Raw genomic sequence first — 25,968 nt, 5'->3', positions numbered from 1 at the left:
GGCATTGTCGGGCTGGTCAATAGCCATGGGCAACTTTCTTACCAATGTCGAAGCAGTGCTCGCTGACTGTCTCAAACGCGTATCGCCGGACGATGTTGCACACCACGCTCAGCCAGCCTTCCATCCGCAACAAGGAGCCCATCACCATGAATGACGTCATCATCATCGGCGGCAGCTTTGCTGGCCTCGCTGCTGCCCTGCAGCTTGGCCGTGCCCGCCGCAAGGTCACCGATCTCGATACCGGCCGGCCGCGCAACCGCTTTGCCGGCCACTCGCATGGCCTGCTCGGCCACGATCACAAGCCGCCGCTGGACATCCTGGTCGAGGCGCGGCAGCAGCTGTCGCGCTATCCAACGATCAGCCTCGTCAATGCCCGGGCAGAGAGCGTGTCTGGCGCCATCGACGATTTCTGCGTCGTTACTGACGATCACGAAAGCCTGAGGGCGCGCCGCTTGATCCTGAGCTATGGCGTCGCCGACCAGATGCCTGATGTTCCGGGCTTTGCCGAAAGCTGGGGCACGTCCATCGTGCCCTGCCCCTATTGCGACGGATTTGAAGTCGCCGGCCAGCATTGGGGCCTCGTCTGGTCCAGCCAGCAGTCGTACCAGTCTGCCAGGCTGTTCCGCGATTGGACCGACAAGTTGACTGTCTTCGCCGATGGTCATGACATTGCGCCCGATATCCAGGCCGATCTGGCGCGCCGCAACATATCTCTCATCGATGGCCGGATCGTCGAGATCGCCCACCAGAATGGCCATATCACCACCGTCAATCTCGATACCCGCCGCAATGTCGTGGTCGACGTCCTGTTCGCCCATCCGCGCAACAAGCCGTCCGCAAGCCTGCATGAATCACTGGGCCTCGCCACGGTCGACACCCCCACGGGCATCGTCCTCAAGGTCGACGAGCGCCGCCAAACCAACATGCCCGGCATCTACGCCGCTGGCGACCTCGCCACGTCCTTCTTGCCCTCGGTCACCCAGGCTTCATCGCAGGGCGCGATGGCGGGTATCTTCGCCCAGCAGTCGATGGTGGTTTGAGAGCGCAGATCCCTGCTCTCATTGCGTCGTCGCCTTCGAAAAGGTTGGCGTGGATCGACGCGGTGAAAGGCGGATCGTCGAGTCAAGGAGATGACATGGCAAAGCAAAGTGCTGATCAGGTGGCTGACTGGAATGGTCAAAGCGGGGAGCGCTGGGTCGCCAACCAGGCCCGGCTCAACGCTCTGGTGGCGGTGTTCGGCCAGGCCGTGATCGAAGCCGCCGCGCCCGCGACAGGTGAGCGCGTGCTGGACATCGGCTGCGGCGCGGGTGCGTCGAGTCTGGCTCTGGCCGCTCGCGTCGGCGCGGAGGGCCAAGTGCTCGGCGTGGACATATCCGAACCGCTGATCGATCGAGCGCGCGCGCTTGCGCGCCACGATACGCCGGCCCTGTTTCTGGTGGCCGACGCCAGCAGCGCAGAGCTGCCCGAAGGCGCGTTCGACATTCTGTTCTCGCGTTTCGGCGTGATGTTTTTCCCCGATCCGACAGCAGCGTTCGCCCACATGCGACGCGCGCTCCGGCCGGGCGGCCGGGTCGCTTTCGTCTGCTGGCGCGGTGCGGCCGAGAACGATTGGATGCGACTGCCGGTGGACGCGCTCAAGGACATCGTCCCGCCGAGCGCGCTGCCCGATCCCGAAGCGCCCGGACCGTTCTCGTTTGGCGACCGGGAGCACGTGGCGCGCATCCTGACGGCGGCTGGTTTCACCGAAATCGTTATCTCGCCCTTCGACGCGGCCGTCTCGTTCGGCGAGGGCGAAACGCGGGACGCCGCGATCGACGACGCAGTGAGGATGACGCTTGAGGTCGGCCCGCTGTCGCGTGCGCTCGCTGGTCAGCCCGACGACATCCGCGCCCGTGCCTCCGCCGCAGTTCGTGCCGCCTTCGCGAGCCTCCCCGGCGAGGGGTCGGTGTTGATCAACGGCGCGGCCTGGGTCGTCATGGCACGAAATCCGGCAAGCTGACAGGGATTAATAGGGGAGACGCCTCCGCTTGGTAGAGCTGGGCGTCGTTGGCCGCTCAGATGGATGTCCCTTCTGGCCGCTGAACGAGCGCTCGCCTTGCGACAATCAAATGGCCGGTTGCGAAGCAGAGCAGACGCGTGAGCGGCCTGCCGGCGGCGCATGTGACCGGCAGTTTGTGGCCGCACCGCGTCCCACGACCGTGCACGTCGCTCTCGCCGTCCCACGTCTCATGCAACATGGCATAACCGACCCTAAAGGGACATTCGCGGTTTCCGATGGCAGCCATTCAGCACCTGAGACTGCAACGAATTTTCAATCTACTTCCGTCATGGTAACGTCAATTAACATCAATGCTTGTCCAAGGGAAGAACGCAATGATTTCGCATGTTTTTGTCGGCGTTAGCGACTTTGACCGTGCCTTTAAGTTCTATTCGACCGTCATGAACGAGCTGGGGCATAAACTCAAGTTCTAAGAGGCTAATAAAGCATGGGCGGGCTGGATGGCTGAGGGAATGCCTCGTCCACTTTTCCTCATTGGCAGGCCATACGACGGCAACGCTGCAGGGCACGGGAACGGTCAAATGGTGGCGTTGCTTGCACCTGATCGCCGATCAGTCGACAACACATACGCTAGTGCGCTGGCGAACAAGGGTTCTTGCGAAGGCCCGCCCGGATTGAGAGCCCACTACCACCCCGACTATTACGGCGCGTACTTCCGGGATCCAGAGGGAAACAAGATTTGCGTTTGCTGTCACGATCCCGCGCCACAGTAGGTTCCGCACGGTCTTTCAATACGGTCATTATGGCGGCATGGTGAAGGTCTCTAGTCCGACAGGAGCGCTAGAGCCGCAAAGCGCTTCTGGCAAGTGGGACTCGATACTTGCGATTCCGTGCTTAACCCTGAGGTCGCTTCCGAACCTCCGCAGTCGCGTTGTGAACGATGTAGCGGCCTAGCTCGGGTGACTGTTCCTGGCCGACGCCGGTCCGAACTGTGTGTCGTCATTTTTGTCGAGAGATTTAACTGCGCTCGTGCGGATTCAGTTCCAGCAGTTGGCGTGCTAGCCGACTGGTGATCACCGGGCCGCATTTGGCGCAAACTCCGTTGTTGGTTGCCATGCCGCAGCAAGGACAAAACCATCTACCCAGATTGAACGGTGTCAACTTGTAGGATAAAGCGGTAGCCTTCGACGTGAGCGTCTCGAATTGCTCTCGAACGGAGATGCTAAATAATGAGCCCGACAATGAGCATCGGAGCTCTCCCCCGGTGGCTTCAACGAGCTGTGCGGAACAGTAGGGACAGTGCATAGGCTGGAGTATGTTGGTCGGATTGATTGTTGACGATCTGGGGGATCTGTCGAGCGTCCCTTCAACAAGTTGACAGGTCCTGGGCCGCACGCCTCAAAACGTCCCCCGGCACAGCATAAGAGTCCCGGCACCCGGAGGTGCCCCCCGGCGCAAACACGACAATGAGGCGTATGCCCAACATAAAGTATTTTGAGTCCAATCGCCATGCCACCTGGCTGGAGGCGTTCTTCGACCTGATTTTTGCGGTGACGATCGCTGATGTAACGCATATCTTGAGCCACACGCATGAGGGTCATCTTGACCCACTGCAGTTCTGGAAATTTGTCCTGATTTTCATACCTTTGTGGTGGATTTGGGTCAGCCACACGATGTATGCCAACCGGTTCGATGCGGATGACCGAAAGCATCGGCTGGCAACCCTGTTCATCATGTTCCTGCTGATTATCATCTCAGGCTTGATCGACCGACGATTCCTGGCCAGCTTTGAGGCCATCGTCGTCTGCTACGTCGGTTCAAAATACATCATCGCCATGATGTACTTCGTGTCGAAATACCGGCACAAGGAAAGCAAACAACTCACAACGGCAGTTGGCTGGGTGATTGTCGCTGGCAGCACCATCAGCCTCGCTTCGGTCCTGTTCCCGGCGCCACAGCGATATGTCGTGTTTTACCTTGGAATACTGTTCGATCTGGCTGTGTTCATCTTTTTTTTGCCGCGTCGTCTCCGGGTCATCCCAGTGCATACCGAACACCTGATCGAGCGTGTGGGCCTGCTCACGATCATCCTACTGGGAGAGTCCGTTAGCAGCCTGTCCACGGGACTGGCCAACATCAGCTGGACTGTGGAGAGGCTGCTGACCGCGGCCACCGGCTTCGTGATGATATCGGGCATCTGGTGGGTCTACTTTGACAGTTTTCACCTGCTGACAAAACAGAAGATCACGACCGGCCATTCGGTCCTGTACTCGCACTTTTTCGTCTTCATCGGTCTGTCGATTCTAGCCAGCCTGATCCGGCACGCGACCCTGGACGACATGGTGGTATCCGATTTCCGCGTATTGTCGGTCATCGGCGCGGTCTGCTTTTTCATTGGCAAGCAGTATGGCTATTTTATGGAGCGTCCCGAGCTGCGGTCCCAACTGGTCGTCAACACCCTGGTCGTCTTCGTGTTGACCGGGTTTGCCCTGCTATTGCCCAGAACCGGTTACATTCTGCTTGGTCTTACCGCTGCGGTGATTTGTTATGCTTTCCTCAGCCTCAGATACCTGAACGTCCGGCCCTAGCGTCACGACCATCCGCGCGACAGCGCTGTCGCATGAGACCAGCCATGAGCGACACCCCGGATGTTTTGACGGTCTCGCCGGGTTTATGCTGATCTGCCATACGGCCTCCTTCTATCGCTCGGGAACAGCGCACGTGAAGCAAGCGCTGCGCCCGTGAATTGGGTACGCGTACTCTGTCATGCCTCGCTCGCCCGGCGCATCACGTGCGGGCATGCCTGCTTGCCTCATGAATCAGTCGCGCGGCAGCCTCGCGACGGTGAGCGGATCCGGCTCGTTGTCGCAGTACCTGCGAAGTGCCGCTTCGAATAGCTCATTGTCTTGCGCGGCGCGCGCAAACAGCGTCATCGAAGAACAGAATTTGCGGTTGTCCGGATAGCCGAAGATCTCGTCGAGCGTCTTACCTTCGATGCCGTTGACGACCGCCGTGCACTCTCGCAGACGCGACCCGAGCAGGGGATGTGCGAGATAGTCGCGCGCCTCTTCGAGCCCGGAGATCGCGTAGCGTTGCGCGGTCGGGCTACTGCCGATTCCCTCTATTTGCGGAAAGATGAACCACATCCAGTGGCTGCGCTTCTCGCCGGCGCGCAGTTCGTCGGTCACGCGCGCATAGACCGGCTGCTGCGCGTCCAGGAAACGTTGCAGATCATAACGGTCGGCCATAACGATGTCCTCCTTTTCGTCAGTGTCACCCGGCCTGCGACGACATCGCTTACCCCGTTTCGCGTCCGTTGTGAAGACCGATGGATGCGAGCATGCCATCTGCGACGGCGCCGGACGTGTTGCCACCGGCAACAGGTAGCTCAAGCCGCGCTACGATGTGTTCGGGGCCCAGCGACGTTCCGCAACCCGGGCAAGCGGGCTTTACATCGGCGAATATCGGGTCGAGGCCTTCATAATCGCCAGTGTGAGAAAGGCTCCTCACAAAGTTGAAGTGCCAGGCTGGCACGGCGTTTTCGTCTGCGCTTTGGACAACGCAGCCACGGTGGCCGCACGGACATAACAGATTGAATAACGTAAGTGTTTTCACGTCGCATCCCCATCGTCTCGCTCCAGAACAAGAAGCGAGCATCAGAAGTGCCAGCCTCCTCCACGCTGCAACGCTTCCCGTTTTGGTGTCCATGCCGCGCTCACTGAGGTATTTATGGCGCAACCCTCTGAAGAGGTCAAACCATCCATGAGGACGTGCTCTTCCACGAACGTTTCCGCAATTAAGGCTTGTATAGTCGGCTTTCTCGTTGCCGGTTTGAGCTTTCGAGCAGCTATCCCCGCTGCCGCAAGCGAATGGGCCGCGCATATCGGCTGGCAGGTTCGGCAGCCGACGCGCTTCATGGTCTCTGGCGTATTGCGGCAGGATGAGACAACGGACATTTTCAAGCCGATCCACGGCAACCGCCAACGCTCGCTCGATCCCATCCATCCCGAGTGTGCCTCTGCGGGGTTGAAGACGAGCAGCGTGGAAGTCCGCACCTCATCGTTCACACCTCGGCTTCTTACGACCGACCCGCCCGACTCCGTAATCGCAATGACAAATCCCTCGTGAGTGTGAGGCGCGTATTGCTGAGTCGTGAAATCGGCACGCATCAGGCCCACGCCTGTACACTTCGAGCAACGCGACCGCACGTGGCGAGGCAATCATGCAAGGTACGTTCATTCCTTTAGCACGCCCGTTGCTTGCGGCCGTCGCGAGTGCCTTCCTCGTGGCGTGCGGCTCGTCTCTCCAGACGGATCAACTCGATCTCAATGTGCCGTCGCCGGAATGGCAGGACCAGATCGTCTACTTCATTCTGACCGATCGCTTCAGCGACGGCGATCCGACCAATGACAATCAGGGCGCCGGCGAATTCGACCCGAGCAACAACGCCAAATACAGTGGCGGAGATATTCGCGGGATTCAGCAGAAAATCGCCTATATCCAGGGCCTGGGCGCAACGGCGATCTGGTTGACACCTCCTGTGGCAAATCAATGGTGGGATCCACTCGTGAACTATGGTGGATATCACGGTTACTGGGCAGCCAACTTCGAGCAGGTGGACAAGCACATGGGCTCGCTCGACGATTACCGGCAATTGTCGAGCGCCCTGCATAAAACGGGGATGTATCTGATTCAGGACATCGTCGTCAATCATACCGGCGACTTTTTCTACTACAACGGTTCCTGGGACGCTGCCGCTCCTGCGCTGCACTGGGCGCGCAATACCGCTTCGGTGCCAGTGAGCGCGCCGACGCAAGCGCCCTTCGACATGGACAACCCGACCGATCCCGCCCAGCAGGCCGCGGCCATCTACCATTGGACTCCCGATATCAGCAACTTCAACGACGAGAACCAGTTGCTCAATTACCAACTGTATGGGCTCGACGATCTGAACACGGAGAACCCGGTCGTGCGCGAGGCGCTGCGGCGCAGCTACGGTTACTGGATCTCCACGGTCGGCGTAGACGCCTTTCGCATCGACACCGCTTTCTATGTGCCTCAGGCTTTCTTCAGCGACTTCATGTACTCAAGCGCTGCGGCCGCACCGGGCATCCGCCAGGTCGCGCAGAACAACGGCAAACAGAACTTTCTTGCCTTTGGCGAAGGCTTCGCCACCGATGCCGCGTATGACGACGCGAATTCGCAGAAGATCGAAACCTATATGGTCGATCCCAACGGGGCCGACATTCTGCCCGGCATGCTCAACTATCCGCTTTACGGCACGATGGGCGACGTCCTGAACGGAAAGCATCCGACGGCCGAACTCGGGTATCGCATCCAGAACATGATGCAGGTATTCAGGCGCCCGTATCTCATGCCGACGTTTCTCGACAATCACGACGTGGACCGCTTTCTCGCCGATGGAACGATGGCCGCGTTGCAGCAAGGCCTCGTGCTCATCATGACGTTGCCCGGTATTCCGGTTGTCTATTATGGAACGGAGCAGGCATTCACCGAGCAACGAGGGGCAATGTTCGCGGGCGGTTATGCGTCGGGCGGACGCGATCACTTCGACACCTCCGCGCCGCTTTATCAGTTCATCGCGCAACTCGCCAGCTTGCGCAAAGCGAACAAAGTGTTGTCGCGCGGTACGCCGGCTATTCTCGATCGGAACAGCACGGGCCCCGGCGCGTTCGTGTACAAGATGACGTATCAGGCGGCCACCGCCATCGTGGCCATCAATACTTCGGATAGCGACACTGCGACGGGTACGCTCAAAACCGGTCTTCCGAGCGGCACGGTGCTCGCCAATCGCGTGGCGACTGGCACGGCGCCTCAGCGGCTCGTTGTGGCCGCCGATGGCACCGTGACCACTTCATTGCCGCCGCGCAGCGCATTCGTGTGGATGGCGGCTGAGTGAATCGTCACCGCCGGCCCGGCCACGTGCCCTTCTTCGACGTGGCGCAAGCCGGTCTTCCTTGCGCCCGGCTCGCCTACACATCACCGATCCTGAATGGCAGCTCGAAGTCGCCGCCACTGTTGATCAACTGCACATACTCGAGATAGCGCGCTTGCGCCAGATTCTGTGCGGCGACCAGACTGCCCGGCAAGGGCGCTTGCAACTCGTTCGGAACAATGTCCGATATCAACCGGTCATGAAGCGCCTGCGCTGCAGGGTCGTGGTAGCGGTTATCCAGCTCGAGCCTTCCCCGCTCGGTCGAGTAATCGTAATACTCCAGGTCGCTTGAACCGGTGACCGTCGTGGTGGACGGCGCCCAGTGCGAGTACGCTCCGAGCTTGTCCTTGTCGGTCCTGACCGCGACGATGTGTGACGCTGCATTGTTGAAGTTCAGGCTTTCCGGCACAGTCTCATCCGTCGAGAAAACCACGTACGGCCGCCCCGGTGCGCTCGAACTCTTGAGCATCGGAAGAAGATCGTGCCGCTTGCCATACATCTGCGCGTAGTCCCCGGTGAGCCAGTTCCGTTGACCTCCGTTGCCGATGGTGGCCAGCAGCGGAAGAATGTCCACGGACGACGTCAGCCCACCGCGCACCGTGTCGATATCGCCGGCGTACTGACCGGTCGGATCGACCACGATGAGCGGGACGTTGAATGCTTCCTCGTAACACGTACCGGTCTTTCCCGAGATCAGGCCGTGCGCGCCAGCATAGTCGCCGTGATCCGACGTGAGGATGATGATCGTATTTCTCGCGACGGCGTGCGGCAGTGCGTCGACGACAGCGCCTATCTTGCCATCCACGATAGACATGATCTGTGTATATGAATCCAGACCTCGCTTCCAGTAATGAAAAGGCGCCTTGGCGATACCTCTGGTCTCGGACGGCGGCGGGTAATCCGGATTCGCGGGATAAGCGGTAATCTCGAAGTCGGTGTCGCGCGTATCCTGGACGCCGCCCCACACGGCTTCCTGAATCGTGCGGTTGAAGGTCTGCATCGGCGGCTTGTTCGCTGCCAGTTGGGGGCCGGACTCCCAGTTGGGCGCCGTCGCCGGATAAGCAAGCGGCGGCGGATTGCGCAGCGGATTGAACTCCCAGTTGTAGCTGGGCGGCCCCTTGGTGTAATTGATCCACTGCGTATAGCCGTTGGGGTTGTACCGATTCGAATTGAACAATGCGGTAAAGCGCTTTAACTCCGTGCCTGCGGGAAAAAACTCCTTGTCGTGCGGATTGATGAAGCCGACAGTCAGGCACCATGGTGAATCCCCCGGCTTGCGCCCTTGCAACCATTGGCTTGCCTGGTCGGCGATGTTGGAGTCGCTCAGATAGCCTTCTCCCGGATCTCCAATCGTGCCTTGCAAATTGCTGCCGGTCGGGTCGGGATAGGTCATGGCCTCGAAACCGTAAAGCGACAAGGGGCGTGGTCCTTTATGCACGATCGACAAATGCCATTTGCCGATGTACGGTGTCAGATAGCCGAGCGACTGAAGTATCTTTCCGTACGTCGGATATTCGCGACGAAGCACTGGCTGTATCGAGACCTTAGTATCCGGCGCATCGAGGATAGTCGTTAGCAGCCAGTTTTGCTGCGTATAGAGCCCGGTGACCAGCGCGGCTCGTGCGGGGCTGCATGCGGAAGCCGCCGTGTAATGGCCCGAAAACTTGACACCTTTTCTCCACAGATCGAACGTTCTTGGCATGTAGGTCTTGAGAAAACCGCGCACATCGGTGATGCCGTCCGGGAAGACGCTAGGAAAGCGCATCTCGTCGAGCAGGATGAACAGAATGTTGGGTTTGCGACGAGAGGAGTCGCCGCCCTGCGCGGTATCCGCGGCCTGAGCAGTGACATCGGCCGTAGCGACAGCTGCGCCGACGGCGGACGTCTTCTTGATGAATTCTCTTCGGTCCATGGTTTGTATTCCTAACTAAATGTATTGGGAAATTTAAATAAACGTGATCAGCTTCAGTACGCTTTGTTTTGTTACGACGAATGCGGTCGCGTTTATGGCTAAGACCGTGCTGAAAGCCAGACCAAGAATAGGCGAAGCTCGCGACGTATAAGGGAAGAAATCGTTTCACCTTATGTCACTGATCGTAGTGACAATTTCGAGGGTTGATGCGCCATTGCTTCGCATTTCGCTGCTGACCGAAGACGGGCGCGGCCCGCCGCGCACGGGCCGCCCAAATCGGGGCGTAGCCGTTCCTGATGCCGTTATCTCTCACCGCGTGCAAAGCGACGTGCACGCCATTGGCAACACTGCAGCGCTGGAATACTCCTCGGAAACTCCAGGTGGCTCTCCACACACCTAACGCCGGGCACGCCCTCGGCAGCACCACGGATCGCGCGCCTTTCCTCCTTGGATTCGATCACACCCCACAGATGGACGACGCCGTCCTTGACGAGTACATCCCGCTTTGACAGCGCCCACCGCTTCCCGTGCATTTCAAGGACGATGCATCCCGTAGACTCGCATCGTCATGACTGGAGGAATCTCCGGCCAGTGCGAAGCTCGCCAGTGCCCGCATGAGATTGGAGCGGCTCACGATGGAGCGGCTACGATGCGGACCAGCTTGCCGTCCTGCAGCGCCGGCACGCGCTCTCGAAGGCGGGCTTTTTTTGGCCGCAGTCCTCATCGCGGATTAGGTTTTTACCCAAATCCTGCAACAATCCCTTCCTGACATCTGCCTTAATTTTAAGCGAATACTTACCTACACTGTAGTCACTGGTTTACGAACAGGGCTGTTCGTAGCAGGACAAAACAAGTCTGGAGGTAAGTACCATGAAGTCCCTTATTCAAGCCGTTGTCGTTGCCGCTGCCCTTGCTGCTCCGGTTGCCGTGTTCGCCCAATCGAATGCGCCTTTGACCCGTGCGCAGGTGCGTGCTGAACTGGTTCAACTCGAAAAGGCTGGCTATAACCCGGCTCGCGGCGAAGACCCGTCTTACCCCGCCGACATCCAGGCTGCTGAAGCCAAGGTGGCCGCACAGAACGGCGCAACGAGCGGTTACGGCGGTGTGGTGAGCGGTTCGTCGGACGCAGGACGTCCGGCCGTGTCGAAGGCCGACTGGAATGCGATGTACGACCATCCGTAATGCGTTGATGCCTGAATGCCAACAGGCTGCCTAACACATTCAGTCGTTGAGCACCGCCCTATGAGCGCGCAGCACCTCTTGCGCGCTCCTATTAAGGAACTGGCTCGCTCACGCGGCAAAACCCCGGTTTTCCCCCGATGTTGCGTTAACACGCGCTCACAGTGCGCTTCCCGGCTTCCTGCGTCTGCACAATCGCCGACGCAATGCATTACGACGCATCTGCGGCCGAACCGGCGTGACGAACTGACCGCTTTTTTGTCCGTCCTCGGATGCGGCGTGACCAAGGATGTTCCTTCTATGCTGTACCTCAAAAATACCCTCGGCGGCCTGAGCCGCTCCTTGACCGATTCAGCTTTGCACAGCTTCCAGGGGCCGCATCGCTGGTGGAAGCTCGCGTTATTCGCCGTGCTGTTCGTACTGCCCGGCGGATCGGTGGCGGTTGCGATCCTGGCGTGGGTCGAGCATCGACGTGGGCGCAAGGGCTCGAAAAGCGCATCTGTCGAACTCGCGGCGGGGCCCGTGCAACTGCGCGGCGCTGCAGCGCTTCGCGACCAACATGGTAGAAAAAGCCAGAACTCATGCGCCGTGAGTCACCCGGATCACATCTCGACAGACTCCGCCGGTGGTGCATCGAGGTTCGTTTTGCTCCGACAACTCTAACCGATTCGCCGCCCCCAATTCGCACCAGAGCCCCCGAGGTGATGCTCAAGCTATTCACGAAACGTCGGACTCAGCTGATCTGTAGCGGACGGCCGTTGGGCGGAATATAAAGGTCCTGAAAATACCCGACCTCGCCGTGTCGGTCGTATGCGAAGATTTCCAGCACGGCACCCGAGGTCTCCGCCTTCAGACGCAAAGCCTTGCACACGTATGCCGGGAAGACGCGTACCGTGAGTTGCTCGCTGAACTTCGTGAGTGGGTGATGAAACCCGCGAGCAAGCAGATCCTTGAAATTCGCGCCATTCAGTTTTTCCGTATCGACTCGCCTTATCGCGACAAAGCCGGGATTTTTCCATCGCCCTGCACGGCCAGTCCTTGTTCTTTCGCCTGGCGGCGCAACGTGCACAACGTCTGTTCATCACCCCCGTTTCTCTGGCCCAGCGCCGCACTCGTCGGTTCTCAGCACTGCTCCTATTGAACAAGTGACCGACGTCTCTACGCGAGCCACGCCGTGCGCCTCACGCATCCGTCCACAGTACAGTGTGCCAGCGGTCATCTCTTCCTTGCGCGTGCGCAATTATTCGAAATGCTGCTCACTCGCGACCGCACGCGAGGCGTCGGCTAGACAGCGTCGTGAACAACATCGTGCAGTGCTCCCGCGAAGACCGTCCCTCTTACCGGTTCAGTAATTCAGGCAAGTCGCGATGAAGCAAGATTCCGACACGTTTTGATAGAAACTGGAAAGAAACGCCGGCCCCCTCCCCCTAGACTTAATCCCGTCGCACGAAAGGTTGTGGTGCAAATAGCGATCAACGAATCGGTTAGCGTGTCGGACTGACCGACTTGCAAGCCCGCGATGAGCAAGCTGAAGAGTTTGGACGGGCTGTTTGCCGGCCGTCACTTTGACCGTGACGTGATCATTCTTTGTGTGCGCTGGTATCGCTACAAGCTCAGCCTGCGCGATCTCGTCAAGATGATGGCCAGAACCATCGCAACGTAAAGTCCAGAACAAACGCGATGCGCAGCTTCAAACGTTTCAGGAACGCGGCCGCCACCGTAGCGGGCATTGAGTTGATGCACCGCATTCGCAAGGGGCAATTTCGCCTGAACGGCCTGTACCTCGAAGATACCACCATGCTTACCGCCTGGAATGTGGTCCTCGCGACTCAATAAGGTGTCCTGATCTGGTGGCGTTAGCTCGCCGAAATCGTCTATTTGCATCGGAAACGTCGAAAGTACGCGGTGCTACTGCCCGCAGGTGCAATTGCTGGGGCGCGCTTTTGACCGCGAACACGCGCTGAAGCGGGTCAAACACGACGCCGACTACATAGTGCGGGGAAACCTTGGAGTCCGTCCTGCTGCTCGGCCGTCAGGACGTGCTAACTCTGGGGCGTCGGAACTCGAAGCCGACGCGGCGACCGACAAAGTGCGAAATGCGATGCCGAACGTTTTGCCCTGGAAACATCGGGTGGCCCGTTTTCCCGGCGGGCGTTGATACGGGGGAATAGTGAGCGCAGTGATCCGCCGAAGCATAAGCGCAGGATGCTCAGTGAGCATTGTCCAGGATCGGGTGGCCTGTCGCTGTCGACCCTCTCGCTGTATCTCGATGCTTTGCAGCGGTCGCAACCGGTGACCTCACAACGCATCGACCCTGGACTTATTACAAACGCCATGAGCAGAAATCGCGGCGTTCCAGGTGGCCTTGAAAGCGCTGATTAGATACCTGCTCGCAGGCGTTTTTTCAGCCCCTCAGAAATCGATATTCTGAAATATGTAGGCCAGAGCATGTTTACTCCGAGTTCCATTCCCTATCAGCAACAACCCGGCTTTCAGCGCACCTACCGCGAAGGCCGCCTGACCCTGGGTCTATTCTTTCCCCTCGAAGCCTTCACCGGCGATACGCCGAGTATGTTCGACCAGGTGAGCCTGGCCCAACGTGCCGAAAAGCTGGGTTTCTCTGCCCTCTGGTTTCGCGACGTTCCGTTACGCGACCCCAGCTTCGGTGATTCGGGCCAGGTCTTCGATCCTTGGGTCTACCTGGGTTTTATGTCGGCGCACACTCGCTCGATTGCGCTGGGTACCGCGTCGGTCATCCTGCCAATCCGCAATCCCCTACACACAGCCAAGGCCGCAACCAGTGTCGATCAGCTCAGTGGTGGCCGCCTGCTACTCGGCGTGGCTTCCGGTGACCGTCCAGTAGAGTTTCCAGCATTCGGTGTCGACCCGGAGCAACGTGGCAGCCTGTTCCGCGAATACCTCGAGGTGTTTCGCGAGGTTCAGCTCACCAGTTTCGTGCCTTTGACCTGGCCCGGCGGCAGGCTTGAGGGGGCAGATCTGATTCCCAAGCCGACCACGGCGGAAATTCCCTTCTTCGTCACCGGCCATAGCCGCCAGACGCTTGAATGGATCGCCCGCTACAGTCATGGCTGGATCACCTATCCGCGTGCACCAAAGGCTCAGCAGCTGATTGTCGAGCGCTGGCGCACGACGGTTCGTGCCGAATGTGGTGAACTGTTCAAACCCTTCACGCAGTCGCTATACATCGACCTGACAGATAACCCGCAGACACCACCACGGCCGATCCACCTAGGCTATCAACTGGGGCGACATCACCTGATCGCGCTGCTGCACAGCTTGCAGGAGGAGGTCGGCGTTAACCATGTGATCATCAATTTGAAATACGGCCAACGCCCCGCAGGTGAGGTCATTGAGGAGCTCGGTCAGTTCGTTCTACCTGACTTCGTGATGTCGACATGAGCCGGCATGGTGCTGGAAAGCGACGACCGGCGCTTTCTATCCGGTCACCGCCACGCCCGGCGCATCAGCACTGCCCACAGCTGTTGCCGGCACCGACGAGGAGCGGATGATCGCCTCGAAATGCGCGGGGGCGTCAAGCACCGCACAGGGGAAGCCCACGCTCAGGTGGTCAAGACCTAACCGAAGAAGGCCAGGATGCGAACCGCGATACTTTCGCGCGGCACGGCTCCCGGCGGCGCAGGGGGCCTGGAAGGAACGGTACGGAGGGTGAAGCGGGCACCGCCGTCGTGACGCAAGTCATACCCCTTGATCAGCAAGGCTTAGTCACGACACATGTCCAGAGAATAGTACCAGCGCTGATGCGGATTGTAGGCCAGCTGGTAGATCTCACCGATACGATCCGAGTAGATCTGGTCGGCGGTGTCCAGCAGGTCATCGGGGTCGAGCGTCGAGGCGTCCAGCAGGGCCAGCGGGGAACGCTTGACGGGCCCGCTTATGGGGCGTCAGTGGTTGTCGATCCGGGCGCCCAAGTTCTGCAACGAGCTTCGATCTCATAGGGGAATTACAGAGTAAAGCGATGCCGCTTCGCGGGGCTGGGAACTAGCAGACCTGAAGTCGCGACTGGCTGAACATTCAATTTACGAATCTCTGGAGAGCAGACGAACATGAAAACAGTAGTCGTAGCAGGCGCGGTCGGAGTTATCGGACGCGGAGTACTCGCACACTATGAAACCAAGGGCGTCGACCTGGTCGCCGTTTCCCGACGCGCACCTGATTTCCCGACGCGCGCCAGGCATTTGGCGGTCGACCTGCTGGACAGAGACTCCTGCGAGGCGCTACTTGCACAAGTACCGGAAGCAACGCATCTCGTGTTCGCAGCCTACCAGGAGAAGCCGACGCCTGCGGAACTGGTCGAGGTGAATCTGCGGATGCTGAAGAACATGGTTGAGGTCATGGAGAAGCACGCGCCGAACCTGCAGCACGTCACGCTGATGCAGGGAGGCAAGGCATACGGCGTGCATATTGGCCCGATTCCGTCGCCCGCGAAGGAGAGCGACCCGCGCCATATGCCACCGAACTTCTATTACGACCAGGAGGATTTCCTTCGGGAACGTTCAGTCGGCAAATCATGGTCCTGGACTGCATTTCGTCCCGAGGGTGTTGCAGGGGTTGCCGTGGGCAATCCCATGAATCTGCTGATGGTGATTGCTGTTTATGGAACGTTAGCGAAGGCCCTGGGCGTTCCAATGTCTTTTCCCGGCTCGCGCGCCGCTTACGACGCGCTCTACCAGATTACCGATACTCGAATTCTCGCGAGTGCCGTCGATTGGGCGGGCGAGACCGACGCATGCCGAGGCGAAATTTACAACATCACGAATGGCGACTACTTCAGATGGTCTCGCGTCTGGCCGCGTCTGGCGCAGTTTTTCGATGTGCCGGTCGGTGAGCCGTTCCCCATGTTGTTACAGCAGATGATGGCCGACAAGGCAGAACTGTGGAACAGTCTGGTCGAGAAGTACAACCTTCGAGACTACCGGTACGACCAGATCGTCTCGTGGAAGTTTGGCGACATGATTTTCAAAACGACCTTTGACAACATCTCTAGCACCATAAAGGCACGCAAACATGGCTTCCATGACTGCATCGATTCAGAGGAAATGTATATCGAGATGCTGACCGAGCTCAGGGAGCAACGTTACATTCCCTGAAAGGTTCTGTCGCGCTACGGCAGTCACATAAAATTCAGCGACCGAAGTTGACATGACCACGATGGCCATAACGGGCAAAACGCCGCGCAAGACGGTACCGCCGGGGATCAAGATGGTGAAGCGGCTGCATTATCCGCTGGACGTGATTGTGCTGTGTGTCCGGTGGTAGGTGGTCTACTCTGCCGCCCGGCAATCAGGATGAGAGTAGTGGCGTGACGGCAGCGGGAGCGGGCGTAGCCCAGAACCGGTGCGTCGCGCCGGCCAGTGCCGCTGCGCGCGCCGGGTTCAGCGTCGCCACGGCCTACCGCATCGAAGAGGAACCACGACTACCATCGCAAAAGAAGGCGCCACGCGAGCGCCGACGCGAGGATCAAGCGGTTCAATGCCGCTCAAGAGGAAGCATACGCGCGCTAATTTCATGAGGTCTACATAGCAATAAGGCTCGACGTGGATCGCACTGATATCCGTGCGATGCCTCTTGGCAACTCATTTTTTATATTAAAGGTCTGTTGCCGCAGCGATAAAAAGCAATCCTTCTCCATGCCCTAGCCGCCCTGGGCATCGGCAGTGCCTCGTGCTCACAGCAGCGCACCGCATCAAGACTCAACTAATAGGTCGCCATCCCGCACGTAAATATCAGACGATTGCACACACCTGTCCCCGACACTGCAAATAAACAACACTCCGTAACTATTCGCTGTGCCTCAATGAAATGACAGGCTACGCTCCCTTGACGGTCTTATTGTTCGAGCGTTGAAAAACTTTCCCAGTCAGCTTACTAATTACTGTGGATTGCTAATGAACAAAATTCTTATTTCCAGCGCCACTGGCGTGCTGTTCGCAGCCGGGGCATCGTCGGCATTCGCACAGAGCTCTGTCACGCTGTACGGCATCGTAGATGAAGCCATCCGGTATCAGACGAATGCTGGCCCGGGCGGCAACGACCAGGTCGCCATGACGTCCGGCCCGGAAACCCACAGCCGCTGGGGCTTGAGGGGCAGCGAGGATCTGGGGGGCGGCTGGTCCGCAGTGTTCCGCCTTGAAAACGGCTTCGAAGCCTTTGATGGGCAACTACACGTCCCTGGCACACTGTTCAGTCGGCAAGCTTTCGTGGGTCTGTCGAACAAAACGTGGGGCTCGCTGACCTTTGGCAGGCAATATGCGCCGGCCTACGACACTTTGGGCGATATCTTCGACCCGCTGACCGTTGGCAACTATTGGCAACACAGCTGGATGTATAACGGCATCGGCCCTTACCTCGAAGTCAACAACTCCGTCAAGTACAAGGGCAGCTTCGATGGCCTGGATGTCAATGCCCTGTACGGCTTTGGCAACCAGCCGGGCGCGGTCGGTCTCGGCTCCACCTATGCCGTCGAACTGACGTACACGTACGGCCCTGCCATGCTCAACGCAGGCTTCCAGCAGGTCTCCGTTCCGACATCTGCGACTGGCTCTTCGGTTGGCACCAGTGTCGGCAGCTCGATCAATGGCGCTAAGACCAACTTCCTGCACATCAGCGGCGCGTTTCAGGTCACCCACGACATCCGCCTCCTGGCCGGCTGGCTGCGGGGGCAGGACCACACTGGTTTGACTGACAGCTACATGCAGCAATCTGGCGCGCCGACACTGAAGGGTGGCAGCCCCAACCGTATCGACGACACCTATTACGTCGGTGCGAACTGGCACGCCATGCCTGCGCTGCTGTTCACGTTTGCCTACTACTATGGGCAGACGCGCAATGCTGAACTGCTCGACGGCACGCTCGGCAGGGGGGTGAACCAATCGGCCACCGTTCTCGCCGAATACTCGTTCACGAAGCGCACGGAAGTCTACGGGATCACGGACTTCGCGCGCGGCACGGGCGCCTTCTCCGCCGCCTACCCGGGCGGGGTCAACGGCGAGGGCGTTCCGACCAACACCGTTGGCCGGACCAATCAGGTAGGCGTGGCAATCGGACTTCGCACGATGTTCTAAAGACGCGTTCGTACCCCGGACGCGGACCCCGCGTCGGGGGTACGGGCCAGCGCAAAAGCGTCGGCTCGTGCGCCCTATCACGATGAGACGAGTTTTCCGCTCGATGCTTTCAGCGGTATCTCTTGCGGACCTCGCTACCCGGCGATGCCACTGGCGTGACAGTCGGTACACTAGAGCTTCGACCACGCCGGTTGTCTTCTAGCAGGTTTGTGGCGCTCCGTCGGTCCGCTATCGAGTGGATTGTGTTGAAAAAGTCTTGTTTTGGCTCGAAGCGCTGAAGTCCGCGGCACGTTTTCGAGTTGTGGTGATCGGCGAAGTGGCAAACTTGAACGAGGCAACGATCCCCGTTGCCCGTCATGCGACTGCCTGGTTCATCTGCTTGCTTCCTGGCACTAGCCGCTTGGCCATTCTTCGCAGATTTTGCGCCGTTGCTGCCATCAGAAACTCATCATGGGCACCGCTTGGACCGCGCAGTCGCAGACGGTCCAGTTTCAAGATACGTTTGAGATGGGCGAAGAGCATTTCCACCTTCTTTCGCTCACGACAAGGTTGCTTGTATTCAGGCGTGTTCGCAATACGTCTCGTTTGTCACGCGCAGCTTCATGGATGCATCGAGCAATCTTGCGGAATGGTGTATTCGGGCAGCAGCGATCCTTCATCGAACAGTTCTCACAGTCAAACTGGCTTGCCCGATAGATTATCGTGTCAGCCTTCGTGACTCGCGAGCGCGGATTTCTGAACTTGCGCCGATCACTGCGTAGTGCGTGCCCAGTGGGGCAGCGATATTCATTGGCCAGTTCATCCCATTTGGGAAACAGCCATGAGCGGCTGATCGCCTGGCCTGCTCGCGTCGCACGCACGCGCTCCAGTGCAACCTTGACGTCGCGATTCTCACGGGCCGGCCGGCGAACGAGGTCGGACAGCACCGGGTCACCGTAGCTGTCCCACCAGGCGGCCTGCGGCTCAACGGCGGATGCTGGCGCCGCAGCGAATCGGCCAGGCACGTCGATGAAAGCCTGCGTGACGGGCGTCGCACAGCTCGCCAAGCGAGCGCAAGCGACACCGCAAGCGTTGCCACGAGGCCGCGCCGTGGCGATTGAGCAAGGCGAGTTGTGGGTTAACTGCTCTCGCTCATGATTCAATCCTCGACGTTGAACTACCCCTGCGGCGCGAGATTGGTTTGACGCGTATCAAAGGTGTCGTCTTGCCAAAGGATCGTTGAGCAACGACTGCGATGGGGTCGTCCGCTGCCTGTCGAACCGGCGGCCGCTCTACTGCGTCGGGCGGAATCAAGACTGCCTTTTTCGCGCTGAGTAGGCGTGTGCGCACGCCGTCGGCGAACTCACTGCGTCGCTTCCCGCATGGCCCCTGGTGGTTGCTGCGCCTGCCATGCCGCGACCGCCCGATCGAGATTGAAGAACATCCGCTCGCGCCCAAGCGTCTCGCCGAGCGGTGAACGCTGCACCATCGTCAGTACGCCCGGGTTGAGACCCACGAGCCATAGCGTTATGCCCCGCTTGCGCAGCTCTTTTTCCGCTTCCGTCAGCATTTTGAGCGCTGTGTATTCGAGATCGAACACGGCGCGCAGATGGAGCACGACGATCTGGGGATGAGTCTGTGCGATCAGCGTGCGAATCTTCTCGCCGACGCGCTCGGCGTTGGCAAAAAAAATGGGGCCTACCGGCCTCAACAACAGGAGGCCGGGAAAAGCCTCATCGTCGGGGTGCTCCGCGGACACAGGGCGAAACACGTTCGTGCCAGGCTTCCTGCGCAGCACATATACCGGTGGATCGGACGTCTGGTGAGCAAGCGCAAGGAGCGACACGACAATGGCGACGAGGATGCCCGGCAGGGTGCCGAAGAGCACGACGCCGGTGGCTGCAACCAGCGCCCACACGAACTCTGTGCGTCGCACAGCGACAATCGCGCGAAATTCCGCGGGCTTGATCAGGCCGATCGAATAGACGATAACAACCGCTGCCAGTGTGGCCTGCGGCATCAGTCCGATGAAGGGCGCAAGCAGCAGCATCGTGCCCAGCGTGACGGCAGCCGTGACTAGTTCGGCCAGCTGGCTGCGGGCGCCCGACAGACGGTTCACGGCTGTCTGGGTCGTCCCTCCGCCCGCCGGCATGGAGCCCAACAGCGCGCCTCCCACATTGGCAAGACCGATCGCCAGCAACTCCCGATTCGCCTGTGGCTTAGGTTCCCCGCTTTCAACGAATGCCCGTCCAGAGGCGATAGTTTCGGTAAAGCTCATCAGGGCAATGCCCGCGGCAACTGGCCCAAGCGACGCGACAAGCGAAAGGTCGGGCATGGTGACGGAAGGGAAGCCCGTCGGCACATGGCCGACAATGTCGACCCCGTGAGACTGCAGGCCGAGCAGGCTCATGCCGCCGATCCCGCAGGCCACCGCGATCAGCGGCGCGGGTGCCCGTGGGACGAAATGCTCGATTGCCACCAGAATGCCCACCGTAATCGCACCCACAGCGACTGTCGTCGCGGACGCGTGTGGAATACCCGTGACGATGGCCAGCACGTTGTGGAAAAACGACCCCTTGAGAAAGTGAATGCCGAGCAGCTTCGGCAACTGATCCAGCATGATGACGACCGCGACACCGGCCTTGAATCCGGTCAGCACAGGATCGGAAATGAAGTTGGCAACGAATCCCAACCGCAGGAGCGCGGCGAGCGTGAGGATGGCCCCGACGAGTAACGTCAGCGTTGCAGAGGCTGTCAGCAGATCTGCCGTCCCTGCGTTCGGGACCACCCGGGCGAGGGCCGCTGCGGTGAGGATGGCGATCGTTGCGCTGGTGCTGACGCTAAGCGGCCGCGACGATCCCAGGAACGCATAGATCACCATCGGAAGGAAGGCCGTATACAGCCCGACCTGCACGGGCAGCCCCGCGACAGTCGCGTATGCCAGGGCCTTCGGAAGAACGACCGCCGCAGCGGTCACGCCGGCAACGATGTCCGGCTTGATCCACTCTTTCTGATAATCGCGGACCCACTCCAACACCGGAATGTGAAAGCCGCCAGTGGAATGCGCTGATGAGTCGTGTCCCATAATCGTCGCCCAGATTCCCCATCGTCATCAAATCCTCAGGCCCATGCTTGCGCGAATCCGGTGCCGCAGGAGACCATGTCATCGTCGATAGAGGAGCGAAAGCATCATGGCGAACGTTCGGGCGCATAGCGCGAACGTCCGCTACCCCCAAAGCCGTGAGGCCAGACGGTGCCGCAGGTGTGCGACCGTGCCGGTACGGGCGGCAGGCCCGCGGCGGATTGCGCCTGTCGAGCACCCGGCTTCATGTCCGTTGCGCCCACAGCGTGTCGATCTGCCCGACCATGGCACGCGCAACGATGTCGTTCTCGTCGATAACCGTCGTTGCGCCCGCCTTCTCGAGCAACATTCTGCGCAGATCGCTCTCGCCTGACACCACGATCCGCAGCCCGGGATTGAGCGTGTGCGCCACCAGCGTGATCTCCAGATTGCTGTTCGCATTGGTACCCGTCACAAACAGCGCGCTGGCGGTATCCAGTCTGGCACGCTCGAGTACATCGTCGAACGAGCTGAGATCGCCCAAGATGACCATGTATCCCAGTCCGGATGCTTTTTCGGCATGCTTTACGTCGGTTTCCAGCACGAGCACGCTCGCTCCCGCATCTCGAAGATGGGCGGCGACCAGCTGGCCGACCGGGCCGAACGGGCAGACCGCGACGTGGGCGCTCAGCGTTTCCAGCTTATTCTCCATGGCCCTGTTCTCCCAGAAGACCATCACGTCATCGCCCGAGAGCATCCCCGTCAGCTGGCTCAACGCGTAGCCGGCAACCAACATCGTTGCAAGTATGGCGACCAGCATGAATATCTTCTGGTCGGCGTTGAACTCCGAGAAGTCGCCCAAGGTCGAGATAAGGTTGACCGCGTCCCACACGGCCGTGAACATCTTCGTGCTGAGAGGCGCATCCGAGTGGTCGAGCAGCCCGATCCCCAGCGCCGATCCCAGCAGCACCAGAAGCAACAAGCCAACCGCGAGACGCGCGCGGCGCCGCCATTCCTTGATACGCAGCCCGCCAAGCCGCGGCTCTTCGATCCGGTACATCTGCATCGTTCCTCGAATGCGCTCTTCATCCGCAGTACGTACCATTCGGGGCAAGCACGATCGCACGACATGCTCGCCAGCCGCCACACTTCCCCGATTGCATCATGTCACTCGGGCACGCTAGCAGAATTGGACTTTAGTCCAGCGTGTGGAAGTCGCAGGAACAAAGGAGCATCCGCGCTCGTCAGTGCCGTTCTCAGCCAGCGCTGCGCAAGCCTTTTTCCTGCCAGACGCAATGCGGCATTGCTCAGAATTTCTCGGGCACATACCTGAAACGATGCTCCGATTCGCGATACGCCCCCGCCTTCTGTCGTTGAGGCAACGACACCTTCGTCCGCGGCACAGCCACGTACGGCACCTTGCTGAGCAAATGGCTGATGACGTTGAGGTGCGCTCGCTTCTTGCCGTCGGCCCGTGCGACATACCACGGTGAGAACTCCGTATCGGTCATGCCGATCATATCGTCGCGGGCCCGCGAATAGTCGTACCAGTGGCGATAGGACTCAAGATCCATCGGCGAAAGTTTCCAGATTTTGCGCTCATCGTGAATCCGCGCTTCGAGCCTGCGCGTCTGCTCCTTGGCGCTGACTTCGAGCCAGTATTTGAGGAGGATGACCCCAGAGTCTATGACGGCCCGCTCGACGAGCGGCGTCGCAAAAAGGAACTCCTGCACCTGGCGGTCCGTGCAGAAGCCCATCACGCGCTCGACGCCCGCGCGGTTGTACCAGCTACGGTCGAAGATCACGACCTCGCCGGCCGCCGGCAGGTGCGGAAGATAGCGCTGCATGTACATCTGGCTCTTCTCGCGGTCGGTCGGCGCGGGCAGCGCGATGACCCGGAAAACCCGTGGGCTCACGCGATCGGTGATCGCCTTGATCATTCCGCCCTTGCCCGCGCCATCGCGCCCCTCGAATACGATGCAGATCTTCGCGCCGCTCTGCACGACCCATTCCTGCATCTTGACCAGTTCGACGTGGAGACGACACAGTTCCTTCAAATAGGCCTTGTTGCCGAGCTTGCCCACGGGCTTCGAATCGCTGTTCTTCATTTCCTTCGGAGTTTCGGACATTGCTCCTCCATGAAAATGCGCGTTGGCACACCTCACGCGAGCAAGGTATTGCACTTCAAACTTGATCGCGCCCGCCTATCCCGCGCATCGGCGCACCCGATAGCAGTCTCATCGTCTTTGAGCGTGCAGGTAGCGCGACCGGTGCCGGCGACGACGTCACCGGCGTACTCACCGAGGTAGCAAAACCGCATCGGAACGCCTCGGCGCAAGGTTCTGATGACGCTCGCCGCGTGACTTCACCGGCCTTCGAAAGTGATCGACAGCGCATTCGGCCTGCTTAAGACGCGCGGCGGATCTAGTTGGGCGCAATCAGGCTTTCTCTCCAACTTTCCGTCCGTTTAACTACAGGCTGTCACATGATCCAATTGAACGATTGATACAAATCAAGCAATTCACACTGTTTAGACCTACACATTGCGACCGCGGTCGGCTGAACCGTGCACTTCCGAATTCCATGCAGCAACTAGCGGCTGCTACGTAAAGCCTGCGACAGTGGGCTGGTCGCTAGAATGCGTTCGCGGCGGCATCAGACTAGAAACTTTCTCGCCTCATCGGCCATGCTGGGCGCTGGCAGCAGATCGGAGCGAGCAAATTTCACCAGCGCGAACGCCCGCATGGCACCCTTTGTTTCCGGCACGCTCGCGAGCCTCAATTCGATCGTCCGACCCTCCCGCGCGTGCCCGTTTTCCACGATCACGTTCATACGATCGAGCCGCAGGTCCCTCTTGAGTACATGCAGGTGTTCCGCAGGCGCATTGAGCACCTCAGCAATGGTCTCCAACCGGCGGTCGATCGCCTCGGTCGCAAGTCCCAGACGCGCCAACTCCGCGTCGTTTTCTTCCATCTTTGCCTGCAGGCGCGTCAGCTCCAACAGACCGGACAATGGCTGCGCACCCAATACAGCGCTCATCCCGCTGCCCTGCTGCTGCAGCAGCGCGAGGCGCGTCTTCAGCAGCGCGCGCTCCTGCTCCAGCTCGTCGCGGCGCGACGCGTCCGCACCGATTCGCTCGAGGCCAGCCAGCACGAGCTGATCCATCACATGGCGCACGATCTCCTCTCGAAGCGCCGGCTCCGTGCTGGCGCACACCCGTGCGCGGTGATCGCTGAAGTTCACGGTGGTTCGCTGCACGTCGGTGCGCGCGGCCGAGCCATGTTGCTGGACGCCGATTGTCAGCCGCTCGGTCATCGCCATGCCGAGCACGGCAAAGACCTCGTTTGCCAGGGGGTTGACGGCGAAGTGCGCACGCAGTTCGGTCGAATGACTCAGCGCACGCGGCACGTCTTCCGGCGTTGCGAAAAACGCCTGGATATACGGGTCCGTCGTCCAGGCCGATGCGCTCGCCTCGCGAGCCGGCGGCATATCGTTCACCAATGCCTCGACATAGGCGAGCGAAGTCCTGACCGCGCGCGCGAGACGCTCCTGATAGCGCTCCGCGAGCCGCAACTGCGGACTCATTCTTGCAATGCGCTCGATGGCGTCACTCGCCTGTGCGGAGCCCGGGGCGCTCTTCTCCGATGTGCCCTCGCGACCAAACAGTCTGTCCAGAATGCTCATGGATGCCTCCTTGAGGCTCAATCTTGCCTTTCCAGCAGGATCTGCGCGCTGATCGTGTGGTCCTTCCAGAACATGTTGTGAATCCTCGACCGGAGCAGGTTCAGCGCCTCAGACGAGAGGTCGCTGAACCTGAGCAGCGCGATGGGTTGTCCGCTTCCCGCGGGCACGCGCTCGATCGAATTGAACGGAGGGAATCCGTATCTCTGCAGGAACTCGTCGAGTTCCTCGTCAGACACGGTTTCTTCGACATTACCCAGTAAAAGTTGAGCCATGGTGTTTCCTTTCCGAAGCCGTGTCAGGCCATGATATTGACGCCGCCGTCGACATATAGCGTTTCGCCCGAAACCCGCCGCGCGTAGGGGGTGGCGAGAAACGCGCAGGTGTAGCCGACGTCCATGATGTCGACCAGCTCGCCGAGCGGCGCGCGCTCGGCCGCCTCGTTGAGCAGCAGGTCGAAGTTCTTGAGGCCGGAAGCCGCCCGCGTCTTGAGCGGACCCGGCGAAATCGCATGCACGCGAATGCCCTTCGGCCCAAGCTCGTAAGCGAGATAGCGCGCACAGGCTTCGAGCGCGGCCTTTACCGGCCCCATCACGCTATAGTTCGGCACGACCTTGTTGGCGCCGTAGTAGCTCATCGTGAGCAATGTGCCGCCTTTGTCCATCAGCGGCGCCGCAAGCGCCGCCATGCGCACGAACGAATGACACGAAATGTCCATCGCGCGCGCAAAGCCCTCGCCGGAGCAATGCAACAGCCCGCCTTGCAGATCGTCTTTCGGCGCCCATGCAATGGAGTGCAGCAGGATGTCGAGACGTCCCCAGCGCTGCCGGATCTGCTCGAATACCGCTTCCAACTGCGCCGCGTCGCCGACGTCGAGCGGCAGGAACAGTTCTGCTTCAAGCTCGCTCGCCAACGGCTCGACATAAGGCCGGGTCTTTTCCGTCGCGTAGGTGATGGCCAGATCCGCACCAAGCTCGCGAAACGCTTTCGCGCAACCGTATGCAATCGAGTGTTCGTTGGCAATGCCGGTGATCAGCGCTTTCATGCCCGCAAGTAGCGGACGTGATCGATCAGTGCCTTCGGGCGACATGGCATTTC

21 protein-coding genes and 4 pseudogenes are annotated in these 25,968 nt (G+C 59.8%); 13 read left to right on the top strand and 12 right to left on the bottom strand.

Annotation, left to right across the window (positions count from 1 at the left end):
- The first annotated feature begins 146 nt into the window (after positions 1-146).
- From JMY24_RS26305 to JMY24_RS26290, 4 genes are all read left to right on the top strand, one after another.
- Positions 147-1,040, top strand: a complete 894-nt coding sequence (locus tag JMY24_RS26305) for an NAD(P)/FAD-dependent oxidoreductase (RefSeq protein ID WP_201703193.1) — start codon at positions 147-149, stop codon at positions 1,038-1,040.
- 95 nt (positions 1,041-1,135) lie between these two features.
- Positions 1,136-1,999: a class I SAM-dependent methyltransferase gene (locus JMY24_RS26300; protein WP_201703191.1), complete on the top strand. Its 864-nt coding sequence runs from the start codon at positions 1,136-1,138 to the stop codon at positions 1,997-1,999.
- A 500-nt stretch (positions 2,000-2,499) separates the two neighbouring features.
- Positions 2,500-2,772 (top strand): VOC family protein, encoded by a 273-nt coding sequence (locus tag JMY24_RS26295; RefSeq protein WP_236597510.1) that lies wholly within the window; start codon positions 2,500-2,502, stop codon positions 2,770-2,772.
- Between the two features lie 702 nt (positions 2,773-3,474).
- A complete protein-coding gene (locus tag JMY24_RS26290) occupies positions 3,475-4,587 on the top strand; it encodes a low temperature requirement protein A (RefSeq protein WP_201703190.1) in 1,113 nt (370 codons plus the stop codon).
- Positions 4,588-4,818: 231 nt separating this feature from the next.
- On the opposite strand, the gene JMY24_RS26285 is transcribed toward JMY24_RS26290, so the two are convergent.
- Positions 4,819-5,247 carry a DUF1810 domain-containing protein gene (locus JMY24_RS26285; protein ID WP_128597175.1) on the bottom strand — a complete coding sequence of 143 codons (429 nt, stop codon included), beginning with the start codon at positions 5,245-5,247 and terminating at the stop codon, positions 4,819-4,821.
- A 408-nt stretch (positions 5,248-5,655) separates the two neighbouring features.
- The gene (locus JMY24_RS39640; protein WP_128597173.1) at positions 5,656-6,168 is read right to left on the bottom strand and encodes an AraC family ligand binding domain-containing protein; all 513 of its coding nucleotides are present in this window, start codon (positions 6,166-6,168) and stop codon (positions 5,656-5,658) included.
- A 53-nt stretch (positions 6,169-6,221) separates the two neighbouring features.
- Between JMY24_RS39640 and JMY24_RS26275 the strand changes: the two genes are divergently transcribed.
- Entirely contained in the window at positions 6,222-7,919 is a 1,698-nt protein-coding gene (locus tag JMY24_RS26275; protein WP_128597170.1) for an alpha-amylase family glycosyl hydrolase, read from the top strand.
- A gap of 73 nt (positions 7,920-7,992) precedes the next feature.
- Here the strand turns inward: JMY24_RS26275 and JMY24_RS26270 are convergent, their stop codons facing one another.
- Positions 7,993-9,867: a sulfatase-like hydrolase/transferase gene (locus JMY24_RS26270; RefSeq protein ID WP_128597167.1), complete on the bottom strand. Its 1,875-nt coding sequence runs from the start codon at positions 9,865-9,867 to the stop codon at positions 7,993-7,995.
- A gap of 302 nt (positions 9,868-10,169) precedes the next feature.
- Complete coding sequence (locus JMY24_RS26265) at positions 10,170-10,400, bottom strand: BON domain-containing protein (RefSeq protein ID WP_236597509.1); 231 nt, start codon at positions 10,398-10,400, stop codon at positions 10,170-10,172.
- Positions 10,401-10,737: 337 nt separating this feature from the next.
- Between JMY24_RS26265 and JMY24_RS26260 the strand changes: the two genes are divergently transcribed.
- On the top strand, positions 10,738-11,049 hold the full coding sequence (locus JMY24_RS26260; protein ID WP_128597164.1) for a DUF4148 domain-containing protein: 312 nt from the start codon (positions 10,738-10,740) through the stop codon (positions 11,047-11,049).
- Positions 11,050-11,346: 297 nt separating this feature from the next.
- Entirely contained in the window at positions 11,347-11,709 is a 363-nt protein-coding gene (locus JMY24_RS38500) for a hypothetical protein (RefSeq protein ID WP_236597508.1), read from the top strand.
- A 70-nt stretch (positions 11,710-11,779) separates the two neighbouring features.
- Here JMY24_RS38500 and JMY24_RS39635 read toward each other — a convergent pair whose 3' ends face one another.
- Positions 11,780-12,115 (bottom strand): UTRA domain-containing protein, encoded by a 336-nt coding sequence (locus JMY24_RS39635; RefSeq protein ID WP_128597299.1) that lies wholly within the window; start codon positions 12,113-12,115, stop codon positions 11,780-11,782.
- A gap of 450 nt (positions 12,116-12,565) precedes the next feature.
- Between JMY24_RS39635 and JMY24_RS38495 the strand changes: the two are divergent.
- The 6 genes and pseudogenes from JMY24_RS38495 to JMY24_RS26225 all read left to right on the top strand — a co-directional run.
- Positions 12,566-12,691, top strand: a pseudogene (locus tag JMY24_RS38495) (IS6 family transposase); the annotation flags it as partial.
- A pseudogene (locus JMY24_RS38490) lies at positions 12,691-12,882 on the top strand (DDE-type integrase/transposase/recombinase); the annotation flags it as partial. The pseudogenes JMY24_RS38495 and JMY24_RS38490, both read left to right, overlap by 1 nt.
- Before the next feature lie 612 nt (positions 12,883-13,494).
- A complete protein-coding gene (locus JMY24_RS26240; protein WP_128597300.1) occupies positions 13,495-14,466 on the top strand; it encodes an LLM class oxidoreductase in 972 nt (323 codons plus the stop codon).
- 665 nt (positions 14,467-15,131) lie between these two features.
- Entirely contained in the window at positions 15,132-16,175 is a 1,044-nt protein-coding gene (locus JMY24_RS26235; protein WP_128597301.1) for an SDR family oxidoreductase, read from the top strand.
- Between the two features lie 61 nt (positions 16,176-16,236).
- Positions 16,237-16,341: pseudogene (locus JMY24_RS26230) on the top strand (IS6 family transposase); the annotation flags it as partial.
- 632 nt (positions 16,342-16,973) lie between these two features.
- Positions 16,974-18,149, top strand: coding sequence for a porin (locus tag JMY24_RS26225; protein WP_128597302.1), 1,176 nt, complete (start codon positions 16,974-16,976; stop codon positions 18,147-18,149).
- A 354-nt stretch (positions 18,150-18,503) separates the two neighbouring features.
- Here JMY24_RS26225 and JMY24_RS39890 read toward each other — a convergent pair.
- The 7 genes and pseudogenes from JMY24_RS39890 to fabI all read right to left on the bottom strand — a co-directional run.
- A pseudogene (locus tag JMY24_RS39890) lies at positions 18,504-18,955 on the bottom strand (transposase); the annotation flags it as partial.
- Positions 18,956-19,491: 536 nt separating this feature from the next.
- Positions 19,492-21,213: a SulP family inorganic anion transporter gene (locus JMY24_RS26215; protein ID WP_201703189.1), complete on the bottom strand. Its 1,722-nt coding sequence runs from the start codon at positions 21,211-21,213 to the stop codon at positions 19,492-19,494.
- 241 nt (positions 21,214-21,454) lie between these two features.
- A complete protein-coding gene (locus JMY24_RS26210) occupies positions 21,455-22,249 on the bottom strand; it encodes an NAD-binding protein (protein WP_128597303.1) in 795 nt (264 codons plus the stop codon).
- Positions 22,250-22,496: 247 nt separating this feature from the next.
- Positions 22,497-23,318 (bottom strand): polyphosphate kinase 2, encoded by an 822-nt coding sequence (gene ppk2 / locus JMY24_RS26205; protein ID WP_128597304.1) that lies wholly within the window; start codon positions 23,316-23,318, stop codon positions 22,497-22,499.
- A 526-nt stretch (positions 23,319-23,844) separates the two neighbouring features.
- Positions 23,845-24,762, bottom strand: coding sequence for a hypothetical protein (locus JMY24_RS26200; protein WP_236597506.1), 918 nt, complete (start codon positions 24,760-24,762; stop codon positions 23,845-23,847).
- A gap of 128 nt (positions 24,763-24,890) precedes the next feature.
- Complete coding sequence (locus JMY24_RS26195; protein WP_128597305.1) at positions 24,891-25,145, bottom strand: RNA-binding protein; 255 nt, start codon at positions 25,143-25,145, stop codon at positions 24,891-24,893.
- Between the two features lie 23 nt (positions 25,146-25,168).
- Positions 25,169-25,960, bottom strand: a complete 792-nt coding sequence (gene fabI, locus JMY24_RS26190) for an enoyl-ACP reductase FabI (RefSeq protein ID WP_128597306.1) — start codon at positions 25,958-25,960, stop codon at positions 25,169-25,171.
- Positions 25,961-25,968: the final 8 nt, after the last annotated feature.

The sequence above is a fragment of the Paraburkholderia kirstenboschensis genome (assembly GCF_904848585.1).
Lineage (GTDB): Bacteria > Pseudomonadota > Gammaproteobacteria > Burkholderiales > Burkholderiaceae > Paraburkholderia > Paraburkholderia kirstenboschensis.
Note: the sequence above shows the minus strand (reverse complement) of the source record. Positions and strands in the feature narration are given on the sequence as shown.

What these genes read in the sequence shown, in the direction of transcription:
- JMY24_RS26285 (WP_128597175.1), bottom strand. Translation starts at nt 5,247, where the DNA reads ATGGCCGACCGTTATGATCTGCAACGTTTCCTGGACGCGCAGCAGCCG.
- JMY24_RS26270 (WP_128597167.1), bottom strand. Translation starts at nt 9,867, where the DNA reads ATGGACCGAAGAGAATTCATCAAGAAGACGTCCGCCGTCGGCGCAGCT.
- JMY24_RS26210 (WP_128597303.1), bottom strand. Translation starts at nt 22,249, where the DNA reads ATGTACCGGATCGAAGAGCCGCGGCTTGGCGGGCTGCGTATCAAGGAA.
- JMY24_RS26275 (WP_128597170.1), top strand. Translation starts at nt 6,222, where the DNA reads ATGCAAGGTACGTTCATTCCTTTAGCACGCCCGTTGCTTGCGGCCGTC.
- JMY24_RS38500 (WP_236597508.1), top strand. Translation starts at nt 11,347, where the DNA reads ATGCTGTACCTCAAAAATACCCTCGGCGGCCTGAGCCGCTCCTTGACC.
- fabI (WP_128597306.1), bottom strand. Translation starts at nt 25,960, where the DNA reads ATGTCGCCCGAAGGCACTGATCGATCACGTCCGCTACTTGCGGGCATG.
- JMY24_RS26215 (WP_201703189.1), bottom strand. Translation starts at nt 21,213, where the DNA reads ATGGGACACGACTCATCAGCGCATTCCACTGGCGGCTTTCACATTCCG.
- JMY24_RS26300 (WP_201703191.1), top strand. Translation starts at nt 1,136, where the DNA reads ATGGCAAAGCAAAGTGCTGATCAGGTGGCTGACTGGAATGGTCAAAGC.
- JMY24_RS26290 (WP_201703190.1), top strand. Translation starts at nt 3,475, where the DNA reads ATGCCCAACATAAAGTATTTTGAGTCCAATCGCCATGCCACCTGGCTG.
- JMY24_RS26240 (WP_128597300.1), top strand. Translation starts at nt 13,495, where the DNA reads ATGTTTACTCCGAGTTCCATTCCCTATCAGCAACAACCCGGCTTTCAG.
- JMY24_RS26260 (WP_128597164.1), top strand. Translation starts at nt 10,738, where the DNA reads ATGAAGTCCCTTATTCAAGCCGTTGTCGTTGCCGCTGCCCTTGCTGCT.
- JMY24_RS26195 (WP_128597305.1), bottom strand. Translation starts at nt 25,145, where the DNA reads ATGGCTCAACTTTTACTGGGTAATGTCGAAGAAACCGTGTCTGACGAG.
- JMY24_RS39640 (WP_128597173.1), bottom strand. Translation starts at nt 6,168, where the DNA reads ATGCGTGCCGATTTCACGACTCAGCAATACGCGCCTCACACTCACGAG.
- JMY24_RS26235 (WP_128597301.1), top strand. Translation starts at nt 15,132, where the DNA reads ATGAAAACAGTAGTCGTAGCAGGCGCGGTCGGAGTTATCGGACGCGGA.
- JMY24_RS26295 (WP_236597510.1), top strand. Translation starts at nt 2,500, where the DNA reads ATGGCTGAGGGAATGCCTCGTCCACTTTTCCTCATTGGCAGGCCATAC.
- JMY24_RS26305 (WP_201703193.1), top strand. Translation starts at nt 147, where the DNA reads ATGAATGACGTCATCATCATCGGCGGCAGCTTTGCTGGCCTCGCTGCT.
- JMY24_RS26225 (WP_128597302.1), top strand. Translation starts at nt 16,974, where the DNA reads ATGAACAAAATTCTTATTTCCAGCGCCACTGGCGTGCTGTTCGCAGCC.
- ppk2 (WP_128597304.1), bottom strand. Translation starts at nt 23,318, where the DNA reads ATGTCCGAAACTCCGAAGGAAATGAAGAACAGCGATTCGAAGCCCGTG.
- JMY24_RS26265 (WP_236597509.1), bottom strand. Translation starts at nt 10,400, where the DNA reads ATGCACGGGAAGCGGTGGGCGCTGTCAAAGCGGGATGTACTCGTCAAG.